General features: G+C 49.1%; 16 protein-coding genes. 8 read left to right on the top strand and 8 right to left on the bottom strand.

All coding sequences use genetic code 11. From position 1 onward, the window contains the following. Positions 1–9: 9 nt before the first annotated feature. The 4 genes from B2739_RS04030 (at position 10) to B2739_RS04015 (ending at position 3,232) form a co-directional block, all read left to right on the top strand. Complete coding sequence (locus B2739_RS04030) at positions 10–726, top strand: ABC transporter ATP-binding protein (RefSeq protein ID WP_331344584.1); 717 nt, start codon at positions 10–12, stop codon at positions 724–726. Beyond that, positions 723–2,084 carry an ABC transporter permease gene (locus B2739_RS04025; RefSeq protein ID WP_331344583.1) on the top strand — a complete coding sequence of 454 codons (1,362 nt, stop codon included), beginning with the start codon at positions 723–725 and terminating at the stop codon, positions 2,082–2,084. The genes B2739_RS04030 and B2739_RS04025 overlap by 4 nt, the downstream gene beginning before the upstream one ends. Next, the gene (locus B2739_RS04020; RefSeq protein ID WP_331344582.1) at positions 2,059–2,589 is read left to right on the top strand and encodes a hypothetical protein; all 531 of its coding nucleotides are present in this window, start codon (positions 2,059–2,061) and stop codon (positions 2,587–2,589) included. Before B2739_RS04025 ends, B2739_RS04020 begins: the two co-directional genes overlap by 26 nt. 142 nt (positions 2,590–2,731) lie before the next feature. Beyond that, positions 2,732–3,232 carry a TspO/MBR family protein gene (locus B2739_RS04015; RefSeq protein ID WP_331344581.1) on the top strand — a complete coding sequence of 167 codons (501 nt, stop codon included), beginning with the start codon at positions 2,732–2,734 and terminating at the stop codon, positions 3,230–3,232. Positions 3,233–3,311: 79 nt separating this feature from the next. Here B2739_RS04015 and B2739_RS04010 read toward each other — a convergent pair whose 3' ends face one another. From B2739_RS04010 to B2739_RS03995, 4 genes are all read right to left on the bottom strand, one after another. Continuing rightward, entirely contained in the window at positions 3,312–5,276 is a 1,965-nt protein-coding gene (locus tag B2739_RS04010; protein WP_331344580.1) for a TonB-dependent receptor, read from the bottom strand. A gap of 218 nt (positions 5,277–5,494) precedes the next feature. Beyond that, complete coding sequence (locus tag B2739_RS04005) at positions 5,495–6,652, bottom strand: tyrosine-protein phosphatase (protein WP_331344579.1); 1,158 nt, start codon at positions 6,650–6,652, stop codon at positions 5,495–5,497. A 51-nt stretch (positions 6,653–6,703) separates the two neighbouring features. After that, complete coding sequence (locus B2739_RS04000) at positions 6,704–7,687, bottom strand: TonB-dependent receptor domain-containing protein (protein ID WP_331344624.1); 984 nt, start codon at positions 7,685–7,687, stop codon at positions 6,704–6,706. Next, positions 7,654–8,811, bottom strand: a complete 1,158-nt coding sequence (locus tag B2739_RS03995) for a hypothetical protein (protein ID WP_331344578.1) — start codon at positions 8,809–8,811, stop codon at positions 7,654–7,656. Before B2739_RS03995 ends, B2739_RS04000 begins: the two co-directional genes overlap by 34 nt. Between B2739_RS03995 and B2739_RS03990 the strand changes: the two genes are divergently transcribed. Further along, positions 8,745–9,473, top strand: a complete 729-nt coding sequence (locus tag B2739_RS03990) for a peptidoglycan DD-metalloendopeptidase family protein (RefSeq protein WP_331344577.1) — start codon at positions 8,745–8,747, stop codon at positions 9,471–9,473. The two genes, B2739_RS03995 and B2739_RS03990, sit on opposite strands and share 67 nt — an antisense overlap. 190 nt (positions 9,474–9,663) lie before the next feature. Here the strand turns inward: B2739_RS03990 and creD are convergent, their stop codons facing one another. The 3 genes from creD to creB form a co-directional block, all read right to left on the bottom strand. Beyond that, entirely contained in the window at positions 9,664–10,992 is a 1,329-nt protein-coding gene (gene creD / locus B2739_RS03985; RefSeq protein WP_331344576.1) for a cell envelope integrity protein CreD, read from the bottom strand. 117 nt (positions 10,993–11,109) lie between these two features. Continuing rightward, complete coding sequence (creC, locus tag B2739_RS03980) at positions 11,110–12,534, bottom strand: two-component system sensor histidine kinase CreC (RefSeq protein ID WP_331344575.1); 1,425 nt, start codon at positions 12,532–12,534, stop codon at positions 11,110–11,112. Between the two features lie 42 nt (positions 12,535–12,576). Continuing rightward, positions 12,577–13,338 carry a two-component system response regulator CreB gene (creB, locus tag B2739_RS03975; protein ID WP_331344574.1) on the bottom strand — a complete coding sequence of 254 codons (762 nt, stop codon included), beginning with the start codon at positions 13,336–13,338 and terminating at the stop codon, positions 12,577–12,579. 136 nt (positions 13,339–13,474) lie between these two features. Between creB and B2739_RS03970 the strand changes: the two genes are divergently transcribed. Further along, positions 13,475–13,978: a GNAT family N-acetyltransferase gene (locus B2739_RS03970; RefSeq protein ID WP_331344573.1), complete on the top strand. Its 504-nt coding sequence runs from the start codon at positions 13,475–13,477 to the stop codon at positions 13,976–13,978. 63 nt (positions 13,979–14,041) lie between these two features. Here the strand turns inward: B2739_RS03970 and B2739_RS03965 are convergent, their stop codons facing one another. Continuing rightward, positions 14,042–15,223 carry a lytic polysaccharide monooxygenase gene (locus B2739_RS03965; RefSeq protein WP_331344623.1) on the bottom strand — a complete coding sequence of 394 codons (1,182 nt, stop codon included), beginning with the start codon at positions 15,221–15,223 and terminating at the stop codon, positions 14,042–14,044. Positions 15,224–16,112: 889 nt separating this feature from the next. Between B2739_RS03965 and ppc the strand changes: the two genes are divergently transcribed. Both ppc and B2739_RS03955 read left to right on the top strand, forming a co-directional pair. Next, on the top strand, positions 16,113–18,728 hold the full coding sequence (ppc, locus tag B2739_RS03960) for a phosphoenolpyruvate carboxylase (protein WP_331344572.1): 2,616 nt from the start codon (positions 16,113–16,115) through the stop codon (positions 18,726–18,728). A gap of 241 nt (positions 18,729–18,969) precedes the next feature. Next, the gene (locus B2739_RS03955) at positions 18,970–20,241 is read left to right on the top strand and encodes a methyl-accepting chemotaxis protein (RefSeq protein ID WP_331344571.1); all 1,272 of its coding nucleotides are present in this window, start codon (positions 18,970–18,972) and stop codon (positions 20,239–20,241) included.

The following is a 20,241-nucleotide window of genomic DNA, read 5'->3' as shown; positions in this document are numbered from 1 at the left end:
GCCTTTCTTATGAATGACAGCATCAACAACAGCGCAATTTCACTGCAATCCGTCCAGTATGCATGGGCTAAACAGGATTCCCCTTTTTTGGCGATAGATGATCTGCGTATCGCATCAGGGGAAAAAATATTTCTGTACGGTGCCTCCGGGTCTGGCAAAAGTACGCTGCTGAATTTGATTGCAGGTGTGGTATCGCCACGCGCAGGCAGTATTCATGTATTGGGCCAAGATATAACCCGTATGAGCAATCGCCAGCGCGACCAATTCCGCGCGCAATATATGGGCATTATTTTTCAGCAATTTAATTTAATTCCCTATCTGAATTGTGTGGAAAATTTACAGATGCGCGTAGAGTTTCTGCCGCGCGATCAAAAACAGAATGCCGTTGCGCAGATTCCGGTTTTGTTGGAGCGGTTGGGAATTACCAATGTAGCGCAACAGCAAGCAAACCAACTCAGTGTAGGGCAACAGCAACGTGTGGCGCTTGCGCGTGCACTCTTGGGTAGCCCGCGTATTATTATTGCGGATGAACCTACGTCTGCACTTGATGCAGACCTGCGCGAAACCTTTATGCAGCTCTTGTTTGAATTGTTGGATGAAAGAACTGCGCTGCTGTTTGTCAGCCATGACCAGCAACTGTTGCCGCGTTTTGACCGCGTGCTCAATATGCAGGATTTTCGTGCAACAGCACCAGATACGCAGTCACAACCGGAGGTGCAGTCATGATCCGCCTTCGTCTTGCCGGTAAAAGTTTATTGAATCGCCGCGCAACAGTACTGCTGACTGTGTTGTCGTTAACCATTGGCATTATGTTGGTACTTGGTATTACCCATGTACGCTCGCAGGTAAAAGAGAGTTTTAACAATACGCTTTCCGGAACCGATTTAATTGTGGGTGCGCGCGGCGGCGCATTAAATTTATTGTTGTACTCCGTATTTCATATGGGCGGCAGCACACACACGGTTCGCTGGCAAACTTATGAAGAATTGGTAAAACACAGTCAAGTCAAATGGGCAGTGCCACTTGCGATGGGTGACTCGCACAAGGGCCACCGCGTTGTTGCCACTACACCGGATTTTTTTGCGCACTATGCTTACGGTAAAAAACAACCGCTCGCGTTTGCACAAGGAAAAGCCTTTGCCGGAAAATACGATGTGGTGATAGGTGCGGCAGTTGCACGAAAATTACATTATCAAGTGGGTGATAAGATTGTATTGGCTCACGGGATAGCCGAGGTGTCACTTGCCAAACACGATGAGTCGCCATTTGTAGTGACAGGTATTCTTGCGCCCACCGGCACTCCTGTCGATAAAAGCCTGTATATTTCCCTTGCGGGTATGGCCGCAATTCATGAGGATTGGCAATCCGGTGTGCATATTCCCGCTGCAAAAAAACAATCGCCAATTACGCAGCACGCACACGATGATCATGAACACTCTCATGCAGATGTCGAAAAACATCACGCACACGATTACAGTCACGAGCATGAACAAGAGTCCGAACATGAAGCGCATGATCATCACGCACACGACCAATCTTTAAGTGCAATCTTTGTCGGTTTACAAAGTCGCGCTGCAACATTTACGGTGCAGCGGCAAATCAATCAATACACTGGTGAACCACTGCAAGCCATAGTGCCCGGTCTTGCATTGGCAGAATTGTGGCAGCTAGTGGGTTCTGTTGAAGTTGCTTTTAATGTGATTGCATGGTTGGTGGTGTTGGCAAGTTTGCTCGGAATGGTTGCAAGCATATTGACTGCACTGAATGAGCGGCAGCGTGAATTTGCCATTTTACGTTCACTGGGGGCGCACCCTCTGTATATTGTCAGTTTGGTGATAGGTGAAGTTTTTTTATTGGCTGCATCGGCAATTGCGTTGGCGATTATCCTGCTGGTGTTGTTGATTAACGCATTACAACCTTGGTTGTTAGGCGTCTGGGGGTTAAGTATTTCGGCAGATATTTTGGGGCGTCAGCAATTGGAATACATCGCGGTGTTTTTCGCAGTTGCTCTTGCAATGGCGATTATTCCTGCGGTGATTGCCTACCGGCGCAGCTTGAATGATGGTTTATCTGTACGGCAGTAATCATGTTTATCGCACTTGGGAGTTATCAGTGGACAATCACATAAAACAACAAGCCGACGCATTGCTGGATGCGGGTGAATTGGTTGAACTTTACGAATTGCTTGCGCCTTATCTTGAACAAGGCGACGGCTACGCACAGTTTTTATATTCCAGTTTTAGTCTTGAAATCCTCAATGAAACGGAAGATGAATTTGAAGCGCGCAGCATGCAGTTATTAAACAGCGCCTCAGAAGCTGGTATTGCAGAAGCCTCCTACCGCTTGGGTGTAATTTATCTGTACGGCGATTTTGTGGAGAACAACTCCAAACGCTCTAGCGATTATTTTGAACGCGCCATCGCCCAAGGGCATTCCCATTCCAAGTTTACTTACGGATTTAATTTGTATTACGGCGTGGGCGATGTGCAACAGGATAAAGCCAAAGGGTTGCAATTGATGCAGCAGGCCGCGCAGGAAGGCGTTACTTTGGCGGCTGATGAGTTGAGCATTATTAACGCCCACCGATGATCGCGATCTCTTGCGTTATTAATAGCCTTGCGTGTGTTATGGCTATTGTTTAGTGGGGCTGTAATCTGTCAGGGCGTGCTAAACGTACTATCATCAATAAGTTGATGCCCAGTCGTTTTTATTCACACTAACGGATTGATCTATGAGCCTTTCAAGAAACCAACAAATTATCGGCCTTTTTGCCTGGCTATTACTGAGTGTTGTGACTGCCGCGATTGGCGGTGCGGCATCCATTCAGGCGGCACCTTTCTATGCAGAATTAATACGCCCCGATTGGGCACCGCCAGCCTGGTTGTTTGGCCCGGTGTGGACAGTGTTGTATACGCTCATGGCGATTGCGGCTTGGCTGGTGTGGCGTATTGATGGATTTGGTGCAAATAGTGGCAGTAGGGCGCGCATGGCGCTGCTGTTGTTTATTGCCCAGCTGATCGCCAATGCCATCTGGAGCTGGCTATTTTTTTATTGGCGCGATAGTGCTCTGGCGTTTGTCGATATAGTGCTCTTGTGGTTGCTGATTGCAGCTACTCTGGTGATGTTTTGGCGAATTACACCCGCTGCCGGTGTGTTGTTAGTTCCTTATTTGCTGTGGGTGAGTTTTGCGGCTGCACTTAACTATACGCTGTGGCAATTGAATCCCTCGTGATGGTAAGAGCGCTGACCATCATCTATCGTATTTTTTTGGTAACAGGTTTATGCCTATCACTTATATTCGCAGTTGCCCGTTAAAATTGCCAGGTAACTTTGGCAAATAGACTGCGTTCTATTTCTGCTGCATTTAAATCGGCAGCGCTACCAAATTCTTGATGTTGGTTATCACCCAGGTTTTCCCCCACCAGATTAAACCGCAAGTGTTTTCCTAGTTGTTTTCCCAGGTTCAAGTTCCAGCGGATGTAAGCGGACGTTGTCGCTAATTGGTCTACATAAGTCGCCGTGGTATCCAATGTCCATTGGTTGCCAAAACTATAAAACAGCGCAATACCGGCTTGGTGGCGAGGGTAAAGTTGCGTCGCACTTTTTTGTGCAGCGTCAACTGCATCGAGCTGTAAGTTCAGGTAGGCATAATTCATGACGACATTCAGGTGTTCAGTGAATGCCCAGTTGCTGGCGATCTCAAACCCCCGGGTTTTTCCTTGCATGTTATTAGTGAATTGTACGGGAATGAAAAGATGTGGTGGATCAACATCATTGATCACTAATTGTGGAGTCTGGATTCTGGTGGTCATCAGGTGTTGATAGTCGTTATAGAAAGCGGTGATATCCACAGACATTCGGGAGTTGATTTGCTGGCGATAACCTAACTCGTAGGCCACCAATTCTTCCGGATGAAAGTGGTCATTTGGCACTATGGCCAGGCGCGCATTGGCTGCAGTGCCCAGGGTGCTGGTGGCATCTTCTTCGATTGCAGTAGGGGTGCGCACTGCGCGTGAAATTGCTGACCACAGTGTTTGTTTTGCAGTAGCGTTCCATTGCAATCGAATATTAGGTTGGAGTTCATGGCCAGAAAAATCATTGTGTTCAAATTTAGAGCCGAGTGTTAAAAACCATTTTTCGGGTTGCAGGGTAATTTTGTCCTGGATAAAAAAACTGTACAGCTCATCGCGGCGCTTTTGCGGCGAAAATTGCACATTGCGGTTGCCTTGTTTGTCATCGCTGAGCAAGCGCAAACCTCCTCCGATAACAAGTTCATGAGCTTTACGCGGGGTGAAGTTGTACTGCACATCCAGATCGTAGGTGATGCGGTCATCGACAAAATTGAACGGCTCATCGCGTTTTGTCCAATCGATATAAGCCTGGATACTTAATTGTGAATGATCCGTTCGTAGATCGCTCCAGCGGCCTAGCAAATGTGCACCTTGGTATCGGATATCTTGTTGCTTTACGGGCATGTAAGGCGCTATGAGTGAATAATCGATGCGCAATTGTTCAGCGTTGGTACGGTAGGCATCGCCTTGCAGGGTAAACTTATTGCCCCAATCTGCACGAAAACCGGTGCGTAGGCCATCCCAGGCGTCGTAGGTGTCGCCACCGTCAGGTTTATGTGATGGATCTTGCCGGAAGCCTTTGGCATAGACACGGTAACTGCCTTTATTGTCCAGTTTCCCTCCGTGGCGCACGCTGACAATCCCTTTTTGTTCATTGCCATAGAGTGCACTGGCGAGGTTGCCTTGGGTATCGCGGCTGTGCTTGGTGATAATGTTAATGACACCGTTTACCGCGTTGGCTCCCCACAGTGTACCGCCGGGGCCACGGATGACTTCAATGCGCTCGATATCCTCCAGCATAAGGTCATGTGCTTCCCACAGGGTACCGCCAAAAACCGGGTTGTAGATGCTGCGTCCGTCAATAAGTACTAATAATTTATTAGCCAGTGTGCTGTTAAAACCGCGGATGCTGATTGCCCAGCTATTGGTATCGGAGCGTGCAACCTGCACGCCGGGGATCATGCGCAAGGCATCAGGAATGGTGGTAACGCCAGAGCGCTGGATTTGGTCATTCGTCACGACGTAAACAGCCGCAGCTGCTTGTGCAGCCATCTCTGATTTTTTGGAAACACTGAGCACCTCTATTTGCATGAGTTGCTCAAGTGACATATCGAAGTAATCAGTGATAGCAAGGCAGGAAGGTGTGTCCAGCGCGAAGAGTGTGGCCAGTGCAAACGTTAATTTCTGCATTCGTTGGCATGTCATGCGGCCTCCTTTTGGGATTATAAATCCTCTGGTCTAACAAATAATCATTTAGCATAGACCAAATTTTCGGTATCACCTCATTCTGTTGTGTGGGCGCGATAATTTTAGATTTTCATGGGAAATAATGAACAATCGATCACATTAATAACGGGCATTAAATCAAATCACCGCGGGCGGTCATACCGCCCGGGTTTAAAAAATCCGTGTTAGCTAACTGGTTATTTTACGTCCATTAAATATAACTTCTGGATCCGCGCAATTTTTTGGTCGTCGATGTTTAATTCATCGCGAATAAAATTACGTGCGCTGCCGTGATTTTTTTCCAATTCTTCAAACATTGCTTGAATAAAAATAGGGTCTGAACCCATAAAGACATTGCGCGCTTCTGCAGGCATGGCCGCTATGCCTGAGTGAGGCGCTTCAGCGGTTTTACCTTGTTGTTCGGCGCGCATGCGGCGCAGCATTTCGCGCTGGCCAAAGTTGGCGACTTTTTCGGTTAACGCATAGTCTTGCTCAATTAAATTGCGCGGTACGTCCAGCGCGGTAAGTACGAGCGCGGCGGCCATGCCGGTGCGGTCTTTGCCCGCTGAGCAATTAAAGGCGAGTGGGGCTTTGTTGTCGGCAAGATCGTTAAACATTTTGCTCAATTCATTTTTGAAGCGGTAAGGGCCAGTGCGATAAAAGCCTTTAAACATTTCTTGCGCTTGTTCGGCAGTTTTAACCTGATCAAAACGCAGCGATGCGGACATCATTTCGCGCATGGAATAATCTTTGGTTTGATAATCCGCATCCGGTGCAAAGTTTTTCCAGGCTGTGGGCTCCTGTTGAATTTCTTCACGCGAGCGGAAGTCACACATAACATTGATATCCAGCTTGCCCAAATATTCATAGTCGCGCTGGGTTAAATCGACCATGGTGCCGCTGCGGTAAATTTTCCCCCATTGCACCATGCGGCCATCGTTAGTGCTGTAGCCGCCCAGGTCACGGAAATTAAATCCACCTTCCAATGGCAATACGCGCTCAGCTACCCACTGGCCTGCGCCTGTTTTCGGTTGCACAAAAATATACTGGCGCGAGTCGGGTGTGCGCTGCAGTAAATAACTGTTGCCGGTAACGTTGCGCGCAACCAGTGTTTTTTCATCGTGTGGATGATTGGCGACATAAATATCCACCGGCGTTTTTGCATCGCTCAATGTCCAGGTTACTAACAGTGACGATGCTAACAATGGCTGCTCTTGAGTGAGCAATTGTGCATGTTGAATAACGACGGGTGACTTGGTTGCAGCAGTTTCGTGCGTCGTGTTTTGGCAGCCGCTAATTAACAATGCGGCGGCGAGAACGTTAATGGAAAGAGTCTTTTTTGCAAACAGGTTCATGATAATTACCTCATAGTTAAAATTAGTTTTATGAATGCCCGCGTTCGCGCTTTAGAAGCTCGCGCGTACACCAAGCAAATAGCGACGACCAAAACCTTCCACCTCAACGGGTAATGCTTCTGTTCCCTGATAGCGCACACCAATTTCATCGCTCAGGTTATTGGCATCCAGATAGAAGCCGATGGTGTCATTAAGTTGGTAGCGCACGGAAAGATCCAGACGCTCGGTATCTTTCCAGTAGTAATCACTGGTGGCATCGGCAGAAATGTCATCCAACCAAGCGTCGCGCCACTGCCAGTTCAATTGCACTGACCAGCCATAGTTTTCATAAAAGATTGAGGCGTTGATGACTTTATCGGAGGTGCCGGTGAAAGCGGATTTGCGCCCGTCCGGTGTAGTGAATTCACTGTCGAGCAGCGCGAGGTTGGCTTGCATACCAAAACCTTGTAGTGGCTCTGGTAAAAATTCCCACTGGTGCATGTACGCAAATTCAACGCCGGAAATTTCACCTTCATCGCCATTTAATACAGTGGCGTAATCGTAATTACTGCGATCTATTCCGGCGCTGTCAAAGCGATCGTCGCCCACTTTGGTGGTTGCGTCATAAAGCACATCATCGACCTTGCGATAAAAAACACCGATGGATGCAAGCGCAGCATCGGTGAAGTACCACTCCCATGAACCATCAATACCTTGTGCCATTTCGGGTTTTAAATAGGGGTTGCCACCACCGACGGTTTGAGTGGTGTCATTGGCAACAGCACCTGCGCGCAAATCGGTAAAGTTGGGGCGGCTGGTGCCGGTGACTGCAGCGAGGCGAATTTTCATTTGCTCACTGATATCCATGTTCCAGTGAATACTGGGGAACACTTGCGTCTCGCTGTTACTTAATTCGATGTTGGTGGTGCTGGTGTTATCTTTAAAAAATCCCTGGCTATCCAATTCCGTTTTTTCAACGCGCACGCCCACTACAATTTCCTGTTCGTTCCACTGCCAGCGATTCATGGCGTAAACGCTGAGAACATCTTCGCTGATGTCGTAGCGGGTTTCTGCAGGATAAAAACTTTTCGGATCGACTTTTCCGCGCCGATCAGCGAATCCATCACGCTATTTAACTGACGGCGAAAGCCGATGTTATCGACATAGGTTGCATCAAAGCCGCGCTCAAAATCAGTTTTCCATAATGTGTCGCTCACAAAATCATTGGGCGACAGTGTTAAACCGTTTGCTTGTGCCAGTTGGCCGACAGGTACGAGTGCGGAACTGCTGCCGGGTGATCCTGCATCGTGCTGATCCAGTTGAACACCGAGCGATAATCTTGCATCGGCATTGCCCATTTGCCATTCGTGTTCCGCATCGGTTTTTGCCACCACCGATTCGGTCGTCAAATTGATTAAATAATTCAGTAAATTATGTGCACCAAAACCGGTTTGGTTCATGCGCGAAACGGCTTCGCCGCGGATATAACCGCCCGCGCCATTGCTAACAGTAGTGTAGAGCTGCACACGCGGCATATTCGGGTTGCTGCGGTCGTAACTAAATGAAGGCATTTGCAATGGATTGGTTTGGTCTTGCAGCACAATGGGCAAACTCACATCCGATTCGGTTTCTGTGTAATTCAAACGCCAGTTGAGTTTCCACCCGGTGAGTTGATGATCGCCACCCAGAGTGTTGGTAAATGTGGATGTTTTGTAATTGCCGTCTTGCAAATAACTGCGCACCGGCACACCGACCAAATCGCCGCTGGTGGGATTGGTTGTATCGTTGTGTGTTGCACTGCGTGCACGATCCGCGCGCAGCTGGTACATGTTGCGCAACTCGTGATCCAAAAATTCGGTGTAGAGTGATGACAACATATAATGATGTTCTTCACTCGGCGCGAATTCGATTTTCGCCATCGCAGAATTGGTTTCACGTGTTAATAAATCAAATAAGGTGGGAATGCCGTTCGCATCGTATTTCATTTCATTGTTATCGGTCGTTTGTTCAGCTGATACGCTCGACAGTGCAACCACTGCGCCCAGCGTATCGCCTCCCCATGATAAGCGGCCTGCATAGCGCTCCTGGTTACGCCAATCGCCAGTTGGCGCAGATGCGTGAAATTTGCTGTGACCATCTGGCGATTCGCCGCTGTGGTTTTGATCCGCGTGTTTATGCACAAACATTACTGCGCGTAATTGAACAACTCGGTGGTGGTGTAAAAGAGCAGCAAGAAATTCCTGTGCCCGCATTGCTCGCACAAGATGTGCAATTGCGTTTGCAAGCGTTGGTCAGCCCTAATGCCGACACCTACCGCTGGTGGCCGCCACTCACGTTGCTTGTCAGCTTGCTGTGTGTGAGTTTTTTTCTGGGCGGAACGGGTAAACCGGCATCGCCTGCTATTCAAGGCGATGCAGTAAAAACGCTGGTGACGATTCCGCATGTGATGCCATTGGAAAACGGGCGCATTACCGGCGGCGTGCATTTTCATGAGCCGTTAGGTTGCTATTTACCAACACGCGATGTATTTCATGCAGGGATTGATTTTGCCCCTGGTGTTGCAAGCGCGACCGTCACACCGGTGCGTGCATTCGCTGCCGGTGTCATTGAAAGCATTACCAAGCCACCGCACGATATTGGTTTTATGGTGCGCATATCCCACTCGCAAGGTTTGCAATCCACTTATGTGCGTTTGGATCAGGTAAATGTATCTGTGGGCACGCACCTGAAGGTTGGGCAGGCATTTGCCAGCATGGGCGCAAAGCCGCAAACCAATCACCTCCATTTTGAATTAACCCATCGCGGGCAAATACTTGATCCTGCTGTGTTGTTTGCAAAATAATCGATAACTGCTTTTTGATATTTTTTGTGCGCAGTCTGTGTTGCTATAGTAACCAACCTCACCAAGCCCCCGTATTTCGGGGGTTGTGAGGCTTACCAAAAGTACATCCACAAACTTATCCACAGTTTCTGTGGATAGATGCGCTAGCGATATGCCGATGTTTTCAACAATGTGGCTGCGTAGCGATCTTTCACTTACTCGCACCGTTCAGGTTGTACCAATCGACATTTCGTGTGAGTGCCATAAATGCACCGAGCATGGTAAAGAGCAGCACCGATCCCATCAGCAATGCGTAATCTTCCGCGCTGAGCAAGCCGTATAACAATGCATATAACAGCGCGAGCCCAAGGGTAAAACCGAATGCGCGTGCAATGCTGTGTAATACATAACTCACATAAAACCCGATCAAGCTCACACACGCGGCTGCGGAAACACCATACGCCGTTGCAAAACCAATATGTTCGGACAATGAAATTAACAGCAGATAAAAAAAGGCCAGCGATAAACCGACGAGCGCGTATTGGATAGGGTGCACTTGCAGGCGCTTTAATATTTCAAACAGGAAAAATCCGGCAAAGGTGAGTGCGATAAAGAGCAGCGCATATTTAATTGCGCGATCACTTTTTACATATTGGTTTATCGGGTCAATTAAGTTAACCCCCATTTGTGTTTGGTTAAAGCTATCGCACTCACGTTTGTTAACGCAGCGAGCGAAGACTTCAGACATATTGGTAGAGAAAAAACTGGTCTGCCATCGGGCGGAGAATCCACTACTGGAAATACTGCGCTCCACCGGTAGGTAATCGCCGATAAAACTCGGGTGAGGCCAATCGGAGTTAAGCGCAAGGTGCGTTTCTTTACCTAACGGAATTACATTGAAATGCCCTGTGCCTTGTAATTGAAGTGGCAGTGAGAAACTGTATTTTTTGGCGGCTTCAATATCGCCTACATTAATATGAACGCCGTTGCCCAACGCACTGAGATGGCTACCTGGTTCAGCCGTTAATGTCTTTTGGTTCCATTGTAGATCCAGTGCATTTTCGATGCCGCGTATATCACTGATGCCCAACGCAATGTACGCAGGTTGCAATTGGTAATTTGCTAACGCATCGCCCAAACCAAATTGCTCGGGCACCGAAAAGTGGCCGTCCAACAGATTATGTGTGTGATACAAATGTGCGCGATAAATACCGCGTTTGCGCAGCTCGGTGTTCATGTCAGTATCCACACGTAACAACTCAGGTAAGAAATACAATTTGCCCTTGATTTCCTTTTCTTCAAACACGCGTTCTTTTTTGTCGTTCAGATAGGCGATGCGTTCAGTTTTAATATAGGGAATCACCAGTATTGGGCCGGTGATGGTTTGGCTGTAACTGGAGCTTTTGGCAATGTCTTGTACCACTTGTTCGCTGTAGGCTTTGCGTTCATCGATAGAGCTGCCAATCATCGCCAATGGAATCAACAGCAACAGCATTAACAGGCCGATGGTCAGTAATTTAAACAGTAAAGGCTTTTTCATAAGGTTCTCCTTGTGGATGGGATGAACCTATAGTCGCCTGCGAATGTGGAGTATTGATGCGCGAAATATGGAGTTTGTGTGGAGTTTAGGGTGGATGATGCGTTTTAAAATAAACGTTTACGAAAATCGCAATTGGGCACTCACACCCTGAAGCGTGTTTTCCAAGCGCAATTCGCCGTTATGAAGGCTCATCACTTCTTGCACAAAACTTAATCCCAGGCCGGTACTTTTGCGGCCGGTGGCAGGGCGAGGCAGGGAGAAAAATTTTTCAGTAAGCCGCGCCATTGCGAAGTCAGGAATCGGCTCCCCTTGATTGATAACCTGAATCACATTGTGTGCGTTTTCCTGAGTGTGTTGAATAGTCATTTCACCGCCTTGCGGGGTAAAGTCCAGTGCATTGTCCAGCAAGTTTGACAGCGCTTGCTCAAGCAGAAATTTCTCGCCATGTACGCTGGCATTTTCATCGATGTTGATGTGAAGTTGGATCGCCTGTTGTGCAATGCGTGCGGCGTGCGCATTTACCAGTGATTCGATCAGTGGTTTCAATAATAGCGTTTGCGGGTCGTGCAACTTTTGCTGCTGCTCAACCATCGCCAGATTCAATAAGCGTTCAATGAGTTGTTGTAAGCGCAGGCTTTCGGTATCGATATTGCCGATAAATTTTTGCCGCTGTTCCTCGCTCATCGGTGACTGCAATAATTCACTCGCCGCGCGAATCCCTGCGAGTGGGCTTTTTAATTCATGCGTTAAAGTTTGGATGTAGTGTTCGATATAGGCTTTGCCATCCAACTGCTTGCGCATGGATTCCAGCGCTTGCGCTAATTGCCCCAGCTCGCCACTATTGATTAACCCCGGAGCCAACACTGCGCGCTGCCCTTGGCTGACTTTCAACGCATATTCGCGCAAGCGGCGCAGCTCGCGGCTAAACCACCACGAAAATAGCGCACCGGAAATCAGCCCGAGCAAGATTAAGCCTGCGCCCAATAAACCGAGGCGCTGTTGGGTGCGGTCAATAAACGGCTGTACAGTGCGGTTGGGTTTTGCGACTGAGACAACGCCAATAATCTTTTTTTCATGAATGATTGGGGCTGCCACATACATAATGCTGGAGCTTTCATCGCCTTGTGTTTCCAGCGAAGAACGCGCGCCGTATTTTCCTTGCAGCGTAAGATATACATCATTCCAGCGCGAATAATCTTGCCCTTCGGCTATCCCGCTGGAGTCAAGCAATACAATCCCTTTATTGTCGGTCACATAAATGCGGTGGTTCACTTGTGATTTATTGACACCCCAAATACTGGCGTTGGGTTGGCGCTGACCGTAGGCGAGCAATATGGCGCGAATTGAGGGTGATTGCAGTTGGCGATTGAGCAGCGGCTCGCGTAAAAATTCGGCGAGTAAATTCGCGGTATCCACTAAGGTTTCTTCTGTCGTTTGGCGAACACCGGGGCGTATTTCATCCATCACCGTGCGCAACACAAAATAACTGCACAGTGCGACAAACAGCAGATACACAATAAATATTCGCAAGCTCAGACTCATCGGATTTCCTTTTTAAAATCGCCCCGGAGTTTATTACACCAGTTAACGTGAAAGCGGTTGGTAGGCGTAACCAAAACCGCGCTGGGTTTTAATCGGTTCTGCATCGGGTGCAATAGCACGTAATTTGGTGCGCAAGGTTTTTATATGGCCATCGATGGTGCGGTCATAACCGGCATCGGCACTTACGCCGACAGCATCCAATAATTGCTCTCGGCTAAACACGCGCCCAGGTTGGCCGACCAATGTTTGCAATAGCGAAAATTCCAGCCGTGTCAGTGTTAATGGCTGCTGGTGATAAAAAATTTGTTTGCGCACATCATCAATCAAAAATTCATCGGCCTGCGTTGATGTAGTGATCGTCGTATTAACGAGGTCTTTCCTTTTACTAAGGTCAAGAGCATGAAGGGCGTGTGTATGAATTGCAGTTTCGGGTGCTGCGGTAGTGCGCGTGCGTTTGAGAATGGCTTTGACTCGCGCGGCTAATTCGCGCGGACTAAAAGGTTTAACCACATAATCATCTGCGCCAATTTCCAGCCCGACTACCCGGTCAAGTTCCGCGCCGCGCGCGGTTAAAAAAATCACCGGCACTTCTGAAAATTTGCGCAACTGCTTACACGCTTCAAAGCCGGTCATATCCGGAAGGCCGACATCCATTATCACCAAATCGACAGGTGTATTTTTTAGATAATCAATTGCCTTACCGGCCAGCGTTTCCCAATGCGTCGTAAAACTCTCCGCTTGCAAGACAAAGACCAGGCTTTCCGCAATTGAAGGTTCATCTTCCAAAATTACAATATGAGGCATATACCCAACTTCCGGCTTTTTGGGGCATGGTAGGCTTCGCCCCAAGGCTAGGCAAGTTTTTGTACACCGGGTAATGTAGAGCTCATCAATATGAATTAAAGGTGTTGTATCGCTTAAGTGGTAGCAGGAGTTATAAATGGAATTAATGATTCGCGAAATTCAAGATTCAGACGATATAGAAAAACTAACAGAGTTGATTCGTTCTGCTTATTCATCCCATGCGGCATCGGGGTTGAAATATTGGGCAACTCACCAAACGGTTGACGACACCAAAAGGCGGATCGCGATGGGCATTTGTCTTGTTGCATTACATCAAGATGAATATGTCGGAACCTGTTTATTTCGTCGCCCCCAACCAGAGTCACCAGTTGAGTTATATCGCAGCCCAAGGGTATGGACAGTGGCGCAATTTGGCGTATTGCCAGAACACAAAGGCAAGGGTATTGGCAAGGCGATTCATGCGCGCGGTTTGGCATTGCTGAAACAAATGGGGGTAGCGACGATTGCATTAGACACCGCCGAGCCAGCAAAGCCACTGATAGAAATGTATAAATCCTGGGGATATCAATTGGTGGGTCACTGTGATTGGCGGCCATTTACTAATTACCCGAGTGTAGTGATGTCGATGGCGGTGCAATAAATCGCTTCAAAAAAAACGGCAACCGAAGTTGCCGTTTTTTTTACTCGTTATTGCTAAACCGTTTTATTGGCAGCTGCGCACCAGTGACCACGCATTAGTCCATGCCCAGCCAGTTCCCGGTGCATATGCGCCGCCTTGTGAGCACCAGCCACCAACGGTGCATTGGTATTCACTGCCACCGTTAACAACTTTAGCGCCGGTTGCGTAGCTTGCACCGTTCACATAAGCAGGTGATGTGCAGCTACCGGTTGAAACCGATGAGGCCACGGATGAGCTCGAGCTACTTGCCACAACAACGGATGATGCAACAGAAGAAGTCGCCCCTTCATTACATGCGCCCAGATCCAACCAGTAATTGTATTGGCCTGATGTTAGAACCGGGTCGTTTCCTTGTGTCCAATAGTTAGCTTGGTAACGTTTGCTGTTACGTTGTACTTGCTGTGGCTTGTTGTACACGGTAGTGGCATTCCACTCTGGCAAGCCTGCGCAGGTGTTGCTGGAAATACTGGAGGTGGTTCCGGTCGACGAGCTGGTTACCGCAACAGAAGATGGTGCAGACGATGACGCGACAGGAACAGAACTGTTAGATGTTCCGTACACAACATCGATACATTGATAGAAAGCTTCCGGCGCATCGGCTACGGGATCGCGCTGCCAAATACTGTACACAATATGGCGGCCAGTACGTGCTGGCAGATTGACCATGTGGGTAGATGTCGCTTCGCGATCAGAAGGGCCTGATTGATAAATTTGTTCTAGGTCGGACCATTTTAATGGGGTCGTCGCCGGGTTAAAGCCTTGCTTGGTGATGTAATAGCGGAAATATTTGGTCTTGTGTTGTGCGGTATTGGTCCACACGAAGGCACGAGTACCTGCGCTCACGGTTGTTGCGCCCCAATCGCCACGGGCGAGGTTTAAACCATTCATACTGCCAATATTGGCGCTACACAATTTGCCATCGGGGATCAGGCTTTGGTGGTTGTCGTTGGCTCCGCCAATACCGATAGATTGCGGTTCATACTGGCTTGAGTTTCCTGCTGCAGCTGCGGCAACACACGCAGGTGAGCTTCCACCACCTTGGGCAGACGTACACAAAAATGCGCGGCTTTTTGGGCTGGACACATAACCGTGTGCGCTAACGTCAACTGCGCTCAGTAACGTTGCTGCGCCAACAAGTGCAGAAAAACCCAATGCATTAAGTGATTTGAGTCGGGATACCACGGGTCGATTATTGATTATTTTCATGTTCACTTTTTCGCTCCATTAAATATCGGGGTTGATATTGGATGTGTTAACTAAAAACGCATTGATTAATAAACGCATGAAAAGTAATTACATGAATAAAAATTCCCCAAATGAAAGTAGGGCTCACTCTGTGAGTGGAATTTTTATCCAGAGACGAGTCTATGGAGGCCGCCATAAAACGCTAGTCTGACTTTTCGCCAATCCGGTGTTTTTGCGTTCGACTTTAGGTAGGGACATAGTGAATTTGTCCGGATGAAAATTTAAGCGACACGCAAGGTGATTGGGGTCACATTGAGCCCTCTGACGTGGGCACTGGCGGTTGAGGGATAAAAGACGTTGTGTGGCGGCGTCCATGAAATGAACAGTGCCGGATAAGGCAGGCCATTTCTGGGTTGGAGTGGTTTACTACGGTGGCATCCACAGAGTTATTCACAGCTTCTGTGGATACTTTCAAGATGCTGGATACGGGCACAGTATTTGCTCTGCATCCAGCGGGTACCTGCAATTGCTAAAACACCCTGACCAAAGCAGAGGCGATGATTATCGATAGCCAGCGTAGGAGGCGTATTGGCGATCCGTTCTGGATGGGTTTTTAGTGAATGTCGGGGTAAATGACGTTAAATTTACGTTTTTTATCCACCCTTGGCTGCTGCATTGCCTTGGTGCGCTTGCATAGGCGCGTGCACCTTTGTAATCTGCGCGGCCGCCGAAAAGCCTGAATAATCTAAAACTGTGAATAACTATTGGAGTTTGGGGAGAAAGCTAAGTGCCAGAGTCTGGTGTTTACGCTGTCTTTCTACCCTAGCCCTTGTTGTTGGCGTAGAATGCCGCCCTCTTTTGGTGATTCGCTTGTGCGTTTTTTAATCCCTCGATTTGTTGGAGATACCCAATGTTAAAGCTGCCTGAAACCCTGCGCGAAAACGTACGCCTGCTGGGGGAGCTCTTAGGTGAAACCATTCATGCCCACGAGGGAGAAGAGCTGTTTTCCAAGGTAGAGGGTATCCGCAAACTGGGAAAGGCTATTACCAAAGCGGAAAATGGTGATTCTGCTCCGCTGGTTGCCATGCTGAGCAGTCTGGATGATCGTGACATTCTGCCGATTGTGCGCGCCTTCAACCAATTCCTGAATCTGGCGAATATTGCCGATCAGGAGTACTTCTCCAGTGCCGAAGCTGAACGTGAAGACAGCCTGCAGAACATGATTCTTGAGTTCGCCAAAGAGCATGGCAAAGACGCATTGACCGAAGTTATCAATAAATTACGTATCGAGCTGGTGCTTACCGCGCACCCCACTGAAGTCACCCGCCGCACCCTTATCCGTAAATACGACCAAATTGTAGACACCCTGGCCGATCGCCAAAACGGCAGTTTGCTGGCTTTTGAACAAGACAAACTGCGTGGTCGCTTGCATCGTCTGGTTGAGGAAATCTGGGCGACCGATGAGATCCGTACTACACGCCCAACGGCTGTCGATGAAGCCAAGTGGGGCTTTGCGGTTATCGAAAACAGCTTGTGGCAAGCCGTCCCTGACTTTATCCGCCATTTGGACCGCATGTGTTCACGCCATCTGGGCGGTTCACTGCCAGTGGATATCCGCCCCATCAAGTTCTACTCATGGATGGGCGGCGACCGCGACGGCAACCCGAATGTAACGCACAAAATTACCCGTGAAGTATTGCTGCTGGGCCGCTGGATGGCGGCTGAGCTCTACTCGCGCGACATCTATAGTCTGGGCGGCGACCTGAGTATGAGCGAAGCGAGCGATGAGCTGCTTGCGCTTTATCCTGGCAGTGCAACTCCGTACCGCGATGCCATGTATGACCTGCGCCGCCGTATCCAGGCCACCCTTGAGTGGGCTGAAGCGCGTTTGCAAGGCCGCGCTGTAGAAGAGCCGGTTGATCTGATTACCAGCCGCGAAGATTTGCTCTCTCCATTGATGATGTGTTTCCGCTCGCTGAATGATGTTGGCTTGCCACACATTGCCAACGGCCCACTGGTAGACACCATCCGTCGTGTTCACTGCTTTGGTATCAATCTGGTTCCGCTGGACATCCGCCAGGATGGCGAGCGCCATGTGCAGGCGATCGATGAGCTGGTGCAATACCTCGGGCTGGGCGATTACCGCGCCTGGTCGGAAGAAGAGCGTCAAGCCTTCCTGTTGGAGTCGTTAAACAGCAAGCGCCCATTGTTGCCACCCGTATGGCCAATGAGTGATGAAACGGCTGAGGTGCTGGCGACTTGCCGTATCGTCGCGCAAGAGCCGCGCGAGATCCTCTCGCACTACATTATTTCTATGGCGCAGCAACCGTCAGACGTGCTGGCCGTGGCACTCTTGTTGAAAGAGTGCGGTATGACCTGGAATATGCCGATCGTGCCGCTGTTTGAAACCCTTGATGACCTTGATCGCGCACCCATTGTGATGGAGCGTTTGTGGGATCTGGAGTGGTACCAACAGTATTCCGCGCATCAGCAGACGGTCATGATCGGTTACTCCGATTCCGCCAAAGATGCAGGCAAGATCGCAGCCACTTGGGCGCAGTACAAAGCGCAGGAAAAATTGGTGGCCTTGGCTGATAAATACGGTGTGTCGCTGGTGTTGTTCCATGGCCGTGGCGGCACTGTTGGCCGTGGTGGTGGCCCTGTGGAAAAAGCGATGGCATCGCAACCGCCGGGTTCTGTCAAAGGCCGCATCCGCGTGACCGAGCAGGGCGAGATGATCCGTTATAAGTTCGGCTTGCCGCGTGTTGCGTTCAGCAGTTTGTCATCTTACGTAGTGGCGACCCTGCGTGCGACCATGGCACCTAACGCATCGCCCAAACAAGAGTGGCGCGATCTGATTGAGCGCATGGGTAAAGCCAGCCTTGAGGCGTATCGCAGTGTTGTTCGCGGCCATAAAGATTTCGTTCCTTACTTCCGCAACCTGACACCAGAACAAGAATTGAGTCTACTGGCGCTGGGTAGCCGTCCTGCCAAGCGTAAATCGACCGGTGGTGTCGAAAGCTTGCGTGCGATTCCATGGGTATTCGCCTGGACACAAGTACGCTTGAACCTGCCTGCATGGCTGGGCACGCGTCAGGCGTTTGAATATGCATTGGAAAAAGAGCCTGAATTATTGGATGACATGGTCAGCAACTGGCCGTTTTTCTCCAGCTTCCTCGATCTGTTAGAGATGGTGATCGGTAAAGCTGATGGCCCTATCTGTACCTATTACGAGCAACAATTGGTGCCGATGGAATACCGTGGTTTGGGGCAGGAACTGCGCGGTGATTTGAAAGCGTTGGAAGGCTTGATCAATAAAATGAAGAAGCAAGACACGCTTTTGGCTGATGATCCGATGCTGCGCCAGTCATTGGAGGTGCGTAAACCTTACGTCGATCCGCTTAACTATTTACAGGCGGAATTGCTCAAGCGTTACCGCAGCAGTGAAACCATCAGCCCTGATCTGGAACGAGCACTGAAAGTGACCATGGCAGGTATTGCTGCAGGTATGCGCAATACGGGTTGATTTGATTTTCGTTGCTGCTTTTTTCTACAACCCCCGCTGGTGAATACCAGCGGGGGTTTTGTTTTTTTTGAGCTTCTTTTTCTGCGCGTGATACTTCTGAGTAAATTCACTCAGGCAGCGTGCTTTGACACCCTAATAAACCCCGTCTATACCTAGTTAACCCATTGTAAGAGCAAAGTAAGCAGGGATTTTTATCATAAGCGACCTGCGGATTTGCTATCGAATTTGACGGATGAGACCCATGAATAGCAAGCACCTGAGCGGGAATGCTCCCCGTGTCCCTTCTTATTTCCTGCCCGCACATCTTTCTCGCCAGAATGGTTTCGCACAGGCCGCAGTGCTAGGCGCTGTTGCGCTTCTGGGGCTGATTGGATTGTTGTTACTTGCGCTTGCCCAGCTTGGTGTTATCTGGAAAGTATTGTTGTTGCTGGCAATATTGGCTGCGGCCGGTTTTGCGCTTACGCAAATTTCCCGCGAATCCAAACGTGCACAGGATACCGCGCTCGCGTTACAGCAAGCAGAGGTCAATCAGCAGATTGTGCAGATGTATCGTCCACTCGTAGAAAATTACCAAAAACTTTTAAAAGAAATTCTGCCGATGTGGCAGCGCCAGACTGAATTGGCGCGCAACCAATTGGAAACCAGCATCACCGAATTGGTTGGACGCTTCTCTGAAATCCATCATCGCTTACAGGCCGCGGTAGCCAGCTCTGCCACGACTGCCAGCAGCATGAAGGGCGATACAGGGCTGGGCGGCGTCATTCATTTTGCCAACAGTGAACTGAGCCAGATTACCCATACCCTGCGTCAGGCAATTGATCAACGCGATGAATTGTTAAACGAAATTTCCGGCTTATCCAAAATTACGGTTGAACTCAGCGGTATGAGTGCTGAAGTTGCGGGGATTGCATCGCAAACGAATTTGCTTGCGCTGAATGCGGCAATTGAAGCCGCACGTGCGGGCGAGTATGGGCGCGGCTTTGCCGTAGTAGCAGATGAAGTCCGCACCTTATCAACCCGTTCCGGTGAAACCGGTGCGCGCATTGGCCGTCGTATTGAGCAAGTGAATTCTGCGCTGCAAACCACGTTGGACAGAACGGCTGAATATGCGGCAGAAGACAATACCCGCCTTGCCAAATCAGAAACGTCTATCTCGCAAGTGTTGGAACAATTCCAAAATTCCGGTGAAAGCATTTTGCAATCAGCTCATATTCTTGAACAGGAAAGCGCTGCGGTGCAGAACAGCGTTGAAGAAGTGCTGGTGAATTTGCAATTTCAGGATCGTGTTAGCCAAATTCTCGGTCACGTCATTGATGATATGGAAAAACTGGTTGCTGCTGTTGCCGACCATGAAACCCGTTTGCGTCATGGCGAGCAAGTCAACAATATTGATATCAACGAATGGTTGCGTTCGTTGCAAAAAACCTACACCACTCTGGAACAAGTTGATGTGCATCGCGGGAGCAGCACACAGGTTCAGGGTTCAAACAATTCAGAAATCACGTTCTTCTAG

Origin of the sequence: Cellvibrio sp. UBA7661 (assembly GCA_002483365.1) — a bacterium.
Taxonomy (GTDB): Bacteria; Pseudomonadota; Gammaproteobacteria; order Pseudomonadales; family Cellvibrionaceae; genus Cellvibrio.
The sequence above is the reverse complement of the archived record's forward strand: the minus strand, read 5'-3'. Positions and strand labels throughout refer to the sequence as shown.

Coding starts and splice junctions, on each gene's coding strand:
- creD (WP_331344576.1), bottom strand. CDS start 10,992: ATGAAAAAGCCTTTACTGTTTAAATTACTGACCATCGGCCTGTTAATG.
- B2739_RS04030 (WP_331344584.1), top strand. CDS start 10: ATGAATGACAGCATCAACAACAGCGCAATTTCACTGCAATCCGTCCAG.
- B2739_RS03970 (WP_331344573.1), top strand. CDS start 13,475: ATGGAATTAATGATTCGCGAAATTCAAGATTCAGACGATATAGAAAAA.
- creC (WP_331344575.1), bottom strand. CDS start 12,534: ATGAGTCTGAGCTTGCGAATATTTATTGTGTATCTGCTGTTTGTCGCA.
- ppc (WP_331344572.1), top strand. CDS start 16,113: ATGTTAAAGCTGCCTGAAACCCTGCGCGAAAACGTACGCCTGCTGGGG.
- B2739_RS03965 (WP_331344623.1), bottom strand. CDS start 15,223: ATGAAAATAATCAATAATCGACCCGTGGTATCCCGACTCAAATCACTT.
- B2739_RS04005 (WP_331344579.1), bottom strand. CDS start 6,652: ATGAACCTGTTTGCAAAAAAGACTCTTTCCATTAACGTTCTCGCCGCC.
- B2739_RS04025 (WP_331344583.1), top strand. CDS start 723: ATGATCCGCCTTCGTCTTGCCGGTAAAAGTTTATTGAATCGCCGCGCA.
- B2739_RS04020 (WP_331344582.1), top strand. CDS start 2,059: ATGATGGTTTATCTGTACGGCAGTAATCATGTTTATCGCACTTGGGAG.
- B2739_RS04010 (WP_331344580.1), bottom strand. CDS start 5,276: ATGACATGCCAACGAATGCAGAAATTAACGTTTGCACTGGCCACACTC.
- B2739_RS03955 (WP_331344571.1), top strand. CDS start 18,970: ATGAATAGCAAGCACCTGAGCGGGAATGCTCCCCGTGTCCCTTCTTAT.
- creB (WP_331344574.1), bottom strand. CDS start 13,338: ATGCCTCATATTGTAATTTTGGAAGATGAACCTTCAATTGCGGAAAGC.
- B2739_RS03990 (WP_331344577.1), top strand. CDS start 8,745: ATGCGTGAAATTTGCTGTGACCATCTGGCGATTCGCCGCTGTGGTTTT.
- B2739_RS04015 (WP_331344581.1), top strand. CDS start 2,732: ATGAGCCTTTCAAGAAACCAACAAATTATCGGCCTTTTTGCCTGGCTA.